The organism is Synechocystis sp. LEGE 06083, from assembly GCF_015207725.1.
Classification (GTDB): domain Bacteria; phylum Cyanobacteriota; class Cyanobacteriia; order Cyanobacteriales; family Microcystaceae; genus Synechocystis; species Synechocystis salina.
Window position 1 is genome coordinate 31,407 of sequence record NZ_JADEWJ010000002.1, and the last position, 8,306, is coordinate 39,712.

General features: G+C 45.8%; 14 protein-coding genes. 2 read left to right on the forward strand and 12 right to left on the reverse strand.

The annotated features are described in order from the left end of the window. Positions 1–260: 260 nt before the first annotated feature. The 3 genes from IQ219_RS00325 to IQ219_RS00335 form a co-directional block, all read right to left on the reverse strand. The gene (locus IQ219_RS00325) at positions 261–1,160 is read right to left on the reverse strand and encodes a DNA cytosine methyltransferase (RefSeq protein ID WP_368667536.1); all 900 of its coding nucleotides are present in this window, start codon (positions 1,158–1,160) and stop codon (positions 261–263) included. Then, positions 1,057–2,511 carry a hypothetical protein gene (locus IQ219_RS00330; RefSeq protein ID WP_194071343.1) on the reverse strand — a complete coding sequence of 485 codons (1,455 nt, stop codon included), beginning with the start codon at positions 2,509–2,511 and terminating at the stop codon, positions 1,057–1,059. The genes IQ219_RS00325 and IQ219_RS00330 overlap by 104 nt, the downstream gene beginning before the upstream one ends. 234 nt (positions 2,512–2,745) lie before the next feature. After that, positions 2,746–2,937, reverse strand: a complete 192-nt coding sequence (locus IQ219_RS00335; protein ID WP_194071344.1) for a hypothetical protein — start codon at positions 2,935–2,937, stop codon at positions 2,746–2,748. 212 nt (positions 2,938–3,149) lie between these two features. On the opposite strand from IQ219_RS00335, the gene IQ219_RS00340 reads away from it, so the two are divergent. Beyond that, entirely contained in the window at positions 3,150–3,488 is a 339-nt protein-coding gene (locus IQ219_RS00340) for a hypothetical protein (RefSeq protein WP_194071345.1), read from the forward strand. 27 nt (positions 3,489–3,515) lie between these two features. On the opposite strand, the gene IQ219_RS00345 is transcribed toward IQ219_RS00340, so the two are convergent. The 7 genes from IQ219_RS00345 to IQ219_RS00370 all read right to left on the reverse strand — a co-directional run bounded on the left by IQ219_RS00345 (position 3,516) and on the right by IQ219_RS00370 (position 6,485). Next, entirely contained in the window at positions 3,516–4,013 is a 498-nt protein-coding gene (locus tag IQ219_RS00345) for a Rad52/Rad22 family DNA repair protein (protein ID WP_194071346.1), read from the reverse strand. A 91-nt stretch (positions 4,014–4,104) separates the two neighbouring features. Next, on the reverse strand, positions 4,105–4,662 hold the full coding sequence (locus IQ219_RS00350) for a siphovirus Gp157 family protein (protein WP_194071347.1): 558 nt from the start codon (positions 4,660–4,662) through the stop codon (positions 4,105–4,107). A gap of 214 nt (positions 4,663–4,876) precedes the next feature. Then, complete coding sequence (locus tag IQ219_RS00355) at positions 4,877–5,020, reverse strand: hypothetical protein (RefSeq protein ID WP_194071348.1); 144 nt, start codon at positions 5,018–5,020, stop codon at positions 4,877–4,879. A gap of 255 nt (positions 5,021–5,275) precedes the next feature. Then, positions 5,276–5,533 (reverse strand): hypothetical protein, encoded by a 258-nt coding sequence (locus IQ219_RS00360; RefSeq protein ID WP_194071349.1) that lies wholly within the window; start codon positions 5,531–5,533, stop codon positions 5,276–5,278. 67 nt (positions 5,534–5,600) lie between these two features. Then, positions 5,601–6,110: an antirestriction protein ArdA gene (locus IQ219_RS00365; protein WP_194071350.1), complete on the reverse strand. Its 510-nt coding sequence runs from the start codon at positions 6,108–6,110 to the stop codon at positions 5,601–5,603. 64 nt (positions 6,111–6,174) lie between these two features. Continuing rightward, positions 6,175–6,306: a hypothetical protein gene (locus tag IQ219_RS20315; protein WP_255347037.1), complete on the reverse strand. Its 132-nt coding sequence runs from the start codon at positions 6,304–6,306 to the stop codon at positions 6,175–6,177. After that, the gene (locus tag IQ219_RS00370; protein WP_194071351.1) at positions 6,306–6,485 is read right to left on the reverse strand and encodes a hypothetical protein; all 180 of its coding nucleotides are present in this window, start codon (positions 6,483–6,485) and stop codon (positions 6,306–6,308) included. Before IQ219_RS00370 ends, IQ219_RS20315 begins: the two co-directional genes overlap by 1 nt. Positions 6,486–6,627: 142 nt before the next feature. Between IQ219_RS00370 and IQ219_RS00375 the strand changes: the two genes are divergently transcribed. Next, complete coding sequence (locus IQ219_RS00375) at positions 6,628–6,840, forward strand: hypothetical protein (protein WP_194071352.1); 213 nt, start codon at positions 6,628–6,630, stop codon at positions 6,838–6,840. 53 nt (positions 6,841–6,893) lie between these two features. Here IQ219_RS00375 and IQ219_RS00380 read toward each other — a convergent pair whose 3' ends face one another. After that, positions 6,894–7,361: a hypothetical protein gene (locus tag IQ219_RS00380; protein ID WP_194071353.1), complete on the reverse strand. Its 468-nt coding sequence runs from the start codon at positions 7,359–7,361 to the stop codon at positions 6,894–6,896. Positions 7,362–7,463: 102 nt separating this feature from the next. Then, positions 7,464–8,075 carry a hypothetical protein gene (locus IQ219_RS00385; protein ID WP_228016596.1) on the reverse strand — a complete coding sequence of 204 codons (612 nt, stop codon included), beginning with the start codon at positions 8,073–8,075 and terminating at the stop codon, positions 7,464–7,466. Positions 8,076–8,306 lie beyond the last annotated feature (231 nt).

Below are 8,306 nucleotides of genomic sequence, written 5' to 3' on the forward strand. Positions count from 1 at the left end.
CCTGTCTAATGCCATTCGCCCAAACCTCATAGTGATAGTAAAACTGCTCATAGGACTTACCCTTTTTATGGCAGTAATGGAGTTGAATATAGCCAGAGCCATCACCTTTAGTTCTACGATTTTTTGGTGGGGGTTGGTAGGGAACTATGGGCTTAAACTGGTCACAACCATTAAGGTCATTTTCTACAAGATACTTACCCTTGAGTAAACAAAACTTCCAAGCAGAATTGGCAGGAATTGAGCTATCAAAGGAATTGCAACTAGAGCATTGAGTGGAGATACAAGACTCGGTTAAGGGCGATGCCAAGGGCACGGCTAAAGCCGCACGCCGCTTGTCCTGGGGTGACGGTTCTGCCGGCAAGTTTTCGGGCTTTAATTCTGCCGGGGGTTCCGGTGGGGACAGTACAGGACTGGGGGCCAGGGGTTGAAACCAGTGAGAAGGATAACCCTGAATCAGGGCATAGGCCATGGCGCTTAACTGTGAGCCATTGGCAATTAACCCGTTGTGCCTCAACCATTGCTCCAATTTGTTCGACCCAGCTTGGCGGTAAGTGCCCAAACAAGCCGTGGGGGTAGGAAATGACAAACAATCTTTCCCTGCGGTGCCCCGCTCCAAGCTCCGCCGCCGAGATAATTTCAACTTCGCTTTGATAACCAACCATTCGGAGTCCCCCAAGGACTGCTCTAAGGCCTCGATGGATAACTCCCAGGGGTTGCTCAATAACGACAAATGGGGGATGACAGTGGGCAACGATGCGTAGGACTTGCCGAAAGAGGGCTGATTGGGGATGGTGGAGGCCGGTTTTGGTTCCCGCTTCACTGGTGCCGGTGCAGGGAAACCCAGCGGTAACAAGGTCAAATTGCCCTGGGGTGGGGTAGTAGTCCCTAATGTCGGCATGGATGGGGATGTGGGGCCAGTGGTGCTGGAGGATGGTGTGACAGTCGGGATCGATTTCAACAAACTGAGTTGTTTGTATTTTTCCCCCGGTTTGTTCTGCGGCCAGGGTGAATCCGCCACATCCGGCAAATAAGTCGAGGTGTTTAAGCTTTCCATGGCTAGAACTCCTCGCAGTGGATAATTTGGTCAGTTTCAGAGCAATATTTGTAATTTGGCGATCGCCGAGCATGGTGAATTGCTTCCTCCCGTAGGGCCGGGTCATAGAGCCATTGATTGAGACGTTCCAGTTCAGACTGGGGCTTAGGAGCTTGTCGCTTACCACCAAAACCCTTGAATAAACCCTGCATCATTTGCCGGAATGCTTGGGCTTGCTCTGGGGCCACCGGCTCCGGTTTGGGCTGACGCTTAAACACCTTCAAGCGAGTACCATCGGGAAGGATGGTGTATTCCGGGCAGTTGTCAGTGGGGGTAGGTTCAGTTTCAGAATTTTTACTAGGAGATAAGTTTGCAACGGCTTCCGGTTCTTCAGTAGGACTTTCACTTTCCCAAGGGGAGGGTTCACAGTCAGTGACTAGGGAACAGGTTTCAGTAGGGGCCAGCTCGGCTTCCTCAAAATCTTTACTAGGGGATAAGTCCGCCACCGGATCTACACCTTCCAAACCCCTAGTAACCTCCTCCACACCAGGCAAAAGCACCGGCGACTGAGTAGCAACCACCGCCACAGGGTTAATTTCTGGGGGTAAAACCGTCGTCACTGCCCGTTGATGGGTAATTAGGTTCCGTTGCTGGTCTTCAGGGATTTGACAGCCATTAGCGAGGCGCATTTGGGTATTTTCTACCCGATGAATGAACTCCTTCTGATATTGCTCCCACCGAATCGGCAAATTAGCCGGGTCTTTCCTGAAATGGGCCAACACATCCGCCTGCTTGTCGTGGAAGTCTCCGCCGTAACGCTTCTGCCAGTTCTTCGCCAACCAATCCCGGAAGTTGGGGTCTAGCTTGCCTTCAATGCTCCAGGGGCCATCGGGGAGCCAATCAAAGCTCTGGTTCTTCTTGGTGCGCTTTTTAGTACGACCGGCGGCGGAATATTTTTCCTCTCCCTGACTTGTCGCTATGACAGATGAGTTTTGACTAATTTCTGCCGTAGCTAGTTTTTCTGGGATTTTTGGCTTAATTCCATTACATCGTCCATTTGTATTTATTGACCGATCTGGAATTTTTTCTTTTTCCTCGCTCTGGCAGTCTGGAGAGTATGGGAAAGTCTGTAAGTCTGTATATAAGGAGGAGTCCCATTTTTGGAACTGGGGATTGCAATTTTGGGACTTGATTTCCAAGTTTGGGTCTTGAGTCCCATTTTTGGAACTGACGCAAAAGCCGACTATCCTGTGGCTAAATAGTAACCCTGCATCAACTAATTGATTTAGGGCACGATAGAAAGTGGTCTTGCCGATGCCCAGGACTTCCTTGGCCCTTTCCCAAGTGATCTGCACCTGGCGATCGCCGAAGGGATCGAGTTCACAAACCCATAGCCAGAGCTTGTGGGCGGACTTTGGTAAATCGGCGGCGATTAACTGATCGATGGTTTGGCTTGTTAGCTTGTAAAATTGGGTCATATTTAATCTTTTTTGGGGGCGTTGGGTGCTGAAGGCCCTCCGCCTTTTTTATTTGGGTAAAGGATAAAAATTGTGGAAGTAAGTTCCTAAATTGCAATTTGATTTTCAGCGTTGAGCCATTTTTGGCAAATTTGAGGTCTATTTGCGTGGATTTACGGAGATAAGGCGCTGATCTGATTTATGCAATTAAGTTCTGAAAGTGTCTAGTTGCAGGTATAAAGGCTTAAGGTAAACCTATGCTAAATAAATTAGATACTGTTTAACTGAACAGCCAGGAAAAGAACGTGCCTTGATATACAAAAACTCATAAATTCGCCCAATGTTATCCAGGGGTTCGCCTATGGGCTGTCTATGGTTTTGTTGGCCTTGCTCTAAATTGCCTACTCCTTTGGCATGGCGATCGCTGTAAAGCTTGCTGTTTTGCACAACCTCAGACCTCGGTTAAGATGCCTCATCCATTGATAGTTCTGCTGTTACGGGCCTTGTCAGTTCATCGAAAAATGCCATAATAACCGTAGCCTCAGTAATTGTAGAAAGGTCATTGGGGCTATTGCTTCCCCTAAAATGTGTTAAATTTGATATAGCCATAAAAAAACGGCTATTGCTGTGTTACATGTTATCTTAGGTTGGCTAAAAAAATGAATAGAGATTTTTTAGAAGTTTTTCAGGGCAAGCTTAAAAGCCACAGAATCCAAACTAAGGTTCTTGCTTTAGAGGCTGGCCGTAATGCTTCTTATCTCTCTGAAGTCTTTACAGGTAAGAAAAGCCCCACACTTGAAATGTTTAAGGGTCTAGTGGAGGCGGCAGATCGCCTCTCGCCAGGGTTCGCCGATGAGTATTATTTATCTCTCGCTGGTGGCGTTGATATGGGTAGTTTTATTAGATCTCTTGGTAGCTCAGAGCTTTCCACTTTGTTGATCCTCACTGGCCAGAGATTGGGAGAGCTGTCACCCAATCGTCAAAAAATAGCGGCCTAATTTTCGCGTTTTTACAATGCCTATCATTTAGACTTTTCCCGCTTTTCTCTTGAGCCATTCTTCCCGTGAGATAGTGCCAGGGGCCAAAACTGTCTGTTTCTCTGGTTCTTGCCGTTGTCCCATTTTGAGGGGCTGGGGTTTGTTTTTCCGCCATAGGTCACGGCCCAGGCCAAACTTGGCGCAACATCTTCTCAGGGCCATGGCCTCCGCATTACTGGAAGGATCACCGTAGCTATTGCAATCAATGTCTTCTGTGCCGGTGGCTTGCCTGGTCAAACTGCGGTCATCCCCATGGATCGTGAGGGAGCCGGTGAGGGTGAGGCGATCGCCAATTTGTTGGGTGTCGATGATTAACCATTCCCAACCCCCCAGGCCACAAAGGTCGTCGAGCAAGTCCGCTAGGTCATACCAGGCCACAAAATCAACGGAACCAGTCGGTTTTTTGTTTTTGAAGGTTTTTTTCTGGCTAATGAATTGGGGGGCAATGGGTTGCCGTAGGTTTTCGAGAATTTCGGCTAGGAGCATGGTTTGTTATCCTATGGATAGTATTTGAGTGGTGGCCTTTTTGGTTCGCCATTTTTTTTGGGCAGTTTTAGACTTGCCCAGGTCTTTCGGTTTACTTGATCATCACTGAATATTCTTCAACATCCGCCAATCGAGCAAAGGAACAATCAGCGTTGCTCTGAAGGTGCTTTTTAAGTTCCGATAGGCGGGGGCTAATTTCGACTTTCATAAATGCGGCTGGTAAATCTTCCAAGGGGCAATTAAGAACGACTTTTGCCGGTTTCTTCCGTAGTGATAAACTTATCGATACTCCACTAACTTTCTTTTTGCCCAACTTCTGCATATTACTAACAAGGTAATTGCGTAATCGCTGGGATTGATTTTCTGATTGTTCTGCCAAATCTCGCAAGCGTCGGTATTCATTTTTACGAGCTTCTGTGATTGCCTCCAGGTGCTTGATGTAAGCGGCAACATTACAGGCTTTAGCATCAAATTCTTTGCCAGTGGATAACCAAGTTTCTAGAATTTCTCCCATTAACTGGTCTTTTTCAGATTCGCTTAGATCTTCCCGGTCTTGAATGTCTGCAATTTGGTCTTCAAGATTAGTTATTTCGTCGGACAGTTCCCAAAGTTTAGGGGTTTTGCCGGTGGCTTTAGTGGTGGTTGTCATGGTAATTTTCCTAAGTAGTAGAGTGGTGCAAAGCCCCAGGGGGGCCAAGGATTTTACTAGGGTTTAATATCCCCATTGGGACTCTTCACGTTCAATTAAAAGTTCGTCTTCAACCTCTTGGGGCATTTCTAGGACTCGCCGTTCTGGTCGCTTGATCATGTTGTTTCGGATCAACATTTTTAAGACATTCTTAGCGTGGGATTCTATCATGTCATCAACTGCGATTGGGCCGTTTTTGCTGTTCCATACTGTCATTGATAATTGCCTCTGAAATTTTGATAAATTCAAGGTGAAGTTCTTTAGTCCAGTGAATTTTGAGAATTTTTGCAAGTTCTCTTGAAAATGTTTCTTCTTTCATCAATTTTCTTCCAAATTTTCTAGAATAGCTTGGGCATTTTCATTCAGTCGGGAGCGGTTTAACAATAGGCTAGGTTTAAACCATTTTTGCAGTTGGCATAATCGGAGATATAGGGGGCAATGCTGGCCAGAATGGTTTTCTGAGAGATAGATAAACCAAGCTTCACAAATATCGAAACGGTTAAAGTATATAATGATTGTCCTAAGTATTTGAGTGGTGGAAGCCCCCAGGGGGGCCAAGGATTTTACTAGGGGTTTAGAAATGTAACCAATTACGGTGGTAGTCTTCCGTTTCCTGGCGGGAATAATAGCGGTTGTCGTTGGCCAATTCTTCCTCAGTCAGAACACTTTCAATCTGGGCTAATAGGTCGTAGGGGTCTGAAAAGCTAACCTCATTTTTGGCAAACTCTAGGGCCTTCTCAATTACTGCAATGATGGGGTTTTCTTGGGTTTTGTTTTCTCGGTCAATGAAATAAAGGCAACGGGAGATCGCTTCTTTGGTGTCGTGGTGCATAGTAAAAAATCCTGAGTATTTGAGTGGTCAGCCTTTTTAGGACGTGCTGAGGTCTCATTACTAGGGGTTAATGACGGCTAAAAACATAAACCTTGTTATAGCTAATTTCTGCGCTATAAAAATCATTAATAAACCAATCATGAGCTAATTTTTCAAAGTCAATATAAAAGCTATCTAATCCTGCTTTTTCAATTGCTTCTAATTGTCCTATTTGCTCGAAGTAATCATAAACAAAGTCTTCCTCACTTTCATATTCTCCAAGGTAATAATCCTCAAAATTTTCTAAGTTGTCATAGCATTTGTAATAAGCTGCCATTGCTTCTCCATGCTCTGCTAAGGCTTGCCCTAATTTTGCGATGGTTTCAATGTCTTCATATTCTTTTAATTCAATTCCCCCAAAGTTTTGATAGTCATGAATTGCCCATTCTTCAGCATCTCGCATAGGGGAAACTTTAAGCATGGCTTCAATTTCTGCCATTATTTCATCTTCATCTTGATTGGCACTAATCCATTCACCGTGTAGCAATCCATTGTTATAACTAGCAAGGCAGGCAACGTAAATTTCAGGGCTCAACATGATAAAAAATCTCCGTAAGTATTCGAGTGGTGGAAGCCCCCAGGTTTGAGGGCTATTTGACTATTTAAAACGGGCAATAATCTCGATGTTTGAGAATCTGTTGAATTAGGCTTTCTAATTCCCTTTTCAGGTCTTCTTGCTCAGTTTGCTTTGCTAATTCAGCTAGTTCTTTGCGTAGGCTTTCTAAGTCTTTCATTAGATTGAAAACCCCCAGTCTTTGCAAATTTCGCTTAGTTCTTCTGCGAAAGCTTCACCGTCTTTTCCTTCCCGGTAGTCCAGAATTGCTTCTTTGACTTCCTCCCACATTCCATCTGGTAATTCGTTTCGCATCATTGAACAGACTGCGGCGATCTCTTTTGCTTCTTGAATGGTCATAAAATCCTTTAAGTATTTGAGTGGTCTAGGCTTTTGCCTTATGCTCTTATTATAGCGTGATATCATGCAATAAACAATTATTTTACAAAACTTTATAGCATGATATCGTGTTAAGATCATTCAGAGAATTTAGGAATAATTTATGAGTGGCCGAGGTCGTCCTGGTGGGAATCCAGATTTGGAGAAATATCAATTTAAAAGTCCAGCACCTGAGTCAAGGACAGCGGGGATCTATCTTCGGATCACACCCACTGATAAGGAACGCTTAAAAAATGTCAAAGACTGGCAAGAAAAGCTACGACAAAAAGTCAAAGAAATTATTGATGATTCTGCTTCAGATGACGACGATGCTTAAAGACACTCCTGCTACCAACGACTAACCCCCACCAATAGACAGGGGTTGTAATTCTACAAAACTTTTCTAATGCTTAAACTATATCTTTCTCCAACAACTTTTACTACTCCATGATCTTTTTTCCCATCTATTTTATAAACTTCTCCATTTTTTAGTATTTTTCTTTCTCCATCATATTCAAACACACAAATTCCACTATTGATAATAATCACCTTACTATCAAAACAATCTCTATCCTTGTGTAAGTTTAGCTTACTTCCATCCTCGTATTTTATTAATAACAAACTATTGAAACCCTCTCCATAAAATTCTCTACACTTTCTTTCTAATCCTTTATCTATTTTGATTCCCTCAAATTTACTTAGGGCTTTATCAAAATTTACACCAACTCCGAACCATAAATTTAATCTATTTTCTTTAATTTCTTTTCCAAACCATTTTTCTTTGTACATTTTATTTTCATGATTTTTACACCATTCTTTAAACTTAACTTCGTCAACATTTCCTAATTTTTTAAACATCATTAAATTCTCCTTTGTTGCGGAGCCGAGAGGGGTAAAGATGAGCCGGGAGAGCGAAGCGAACCGGGCGAAGCAAGCCCCTGGGCGGAGCCATGGAGGGCACTAGAAAAGTGACAACTGAACGACGGATGGGCGGGCCACCCACCAACCACCCCCCAGGGAGGAAAAACCCCAGCCGGGAGGGGGAGAAACACCAGGGGGCAGGAAGGCCAGCAACGGCAGGCCAGACCCCAAGGCAAAGGCGGCAGAGGCCCAAGAGCCAGACCCCAGCCCACAAAAGCAACGGGAAGACCGGGCCGAAGGCAACAACCCAACAGGGCAGCCGGCCGAAGGGAAAAAGCACCACAGAGCGGCCGGGCCGCCAGCAGACAGAACAGCAGAAACGACAGCCACCGACCGACGGGCAAAGGCAGAACGGCCAGCCCCCCACCGACCAGAGGCAACGGAAAAAACACTGGCCGAAGGAAAGAGCGACCGGGCCACGGCATCGGCACCAGCCGCACAGCCAACAAAAACACTGGCCGAAGGCAGAACGGCGGCAGAAAGGGAACGGAGAGCGGCAACAGACAACGGAGAGAGAGAGCGGGAACCGGAAAACCCCACGGCAGGGCAGGCCGACAGCAGAGAAACAAGGCAGGGCGACAGGGCAGAAACAGACAACACAGCGCAACCCCCAGGGGAACAACTAATAACCCCATTATAGCGTGAAACCATGCAAAAAGCAACCCAAAACAGAGCGGCCGAGCCACCCACCGACCAGCCCCCAAGGACAGCAAGGCACACCCCCCCCTGTCCATTGAAACTCCACGCCCTTCCATCCCATAGATAAGGCTTGGGTCAAGGCAAGGGCCGAACCGACCAATAAAAAATGCCCCGCAGGGGCAACCACTGGAAGGAGGGTGAAGGTGGAGTTTACCCTTGCCGGGAAAGAGCGTGGTATAATAT

Excerpts from the sequence above, each read along its gene's own strand:
- IQ219_RS00325 (WP_368667536.1), bottom strand. The coding sequence starts at position 1,160 with ATGACCCGGCCCTACGGGAGGAAGCAATTCACCATGCTCGGCGATCGC.
- IQ219_RS00330 (WP_194071343.1), bottom strand. The coding sequence starts at position 2,511 with ATGACCCAATTTTACAAGCTAACAAGCCAAACCATCGATCAGTTAATC.
- IQ219_RS00340 (WP_194071345.1), top strand. The coding sequence starts at position 3,150 with ATGAATAGAGATTTTTTAGAAGTTTTTCAGGGCAAGCTTAAAAGCCAC.
- IQ219_RS00345 (WP_194071346.1), bottom strand. The coding sequence starts at position 4,013 with ATGCTCCTAGCCGAAATTCTCGAAAACCTACGGCAACCCATTGCCCCC.
- IQ219_RS00350 (WP_194071347.1), bottom strand. The coding sequence starts at position 4,662 with ATGACAACCACCACTAAAGCCACCGGCAAAACCCCTAAACTTTGGGAA.
- IQ219_RS00355 (WP_194071348.1), bottom strand. The coding sequence starts at position 5,020 with ATGAAAGAAGAAACATTTTCAAGAGAACTTGCAAAAATTCTCAAAATT.
- IQ219_RS00360 (WP_194071349.1), bottom strand. The coding sequence starts at position 5,533 with ATGCACCACGACACCAAAGAAGCGATCTCCCGTTGCCTTTATTTCATT.
- IQ219_RS00365 (WP_194071350.1), bottom strand. The coding sequence starts at position 6,110 with ATGTTGAGCCCTGAAATTTACGTTGCCTGCCTTGCTAGTTATAACAAT.
- IQ219_RS20315 (WP_255347037.1), bottom strand. The coding sequence starts at position 6,306 with ATGAAAGACTTAGAAAGCCTACGCAAAGAACTAGCTGAATTAGCAAAG.
- IQ219_RS00370 (WP_194071351.1), bottom strand. The coding sequence starts at position 6,485 with ATGACCATTCAAGAAGCAAAAGAGATCGCCGCAGTCTGTTCAATGATG.
- IQ219_RS00375 (WP_194071352.1), top strand. The coding sequence starts at position 6,628 with ATGAGTGGCCGAGGTCGTCCTGGTGGGAATCCAGATTTGGAGAAATAT.
- IQ219_RS00380 (WP_194071353.1), bottom strand. The coding sequence starts at position 7,361 with ATGTTTAAAAAATTAGGAAATGTTGACGAAGTTAAGTTTAAAGAATGG.
- IQ219_RS00385 (WP_228016596.1), bottom strand. The coding sequence starts at position 8,075 with ATGGTTTCACGCTATAATGGGGTTATTAGTTGTTCCCCTGGGGGTTGC.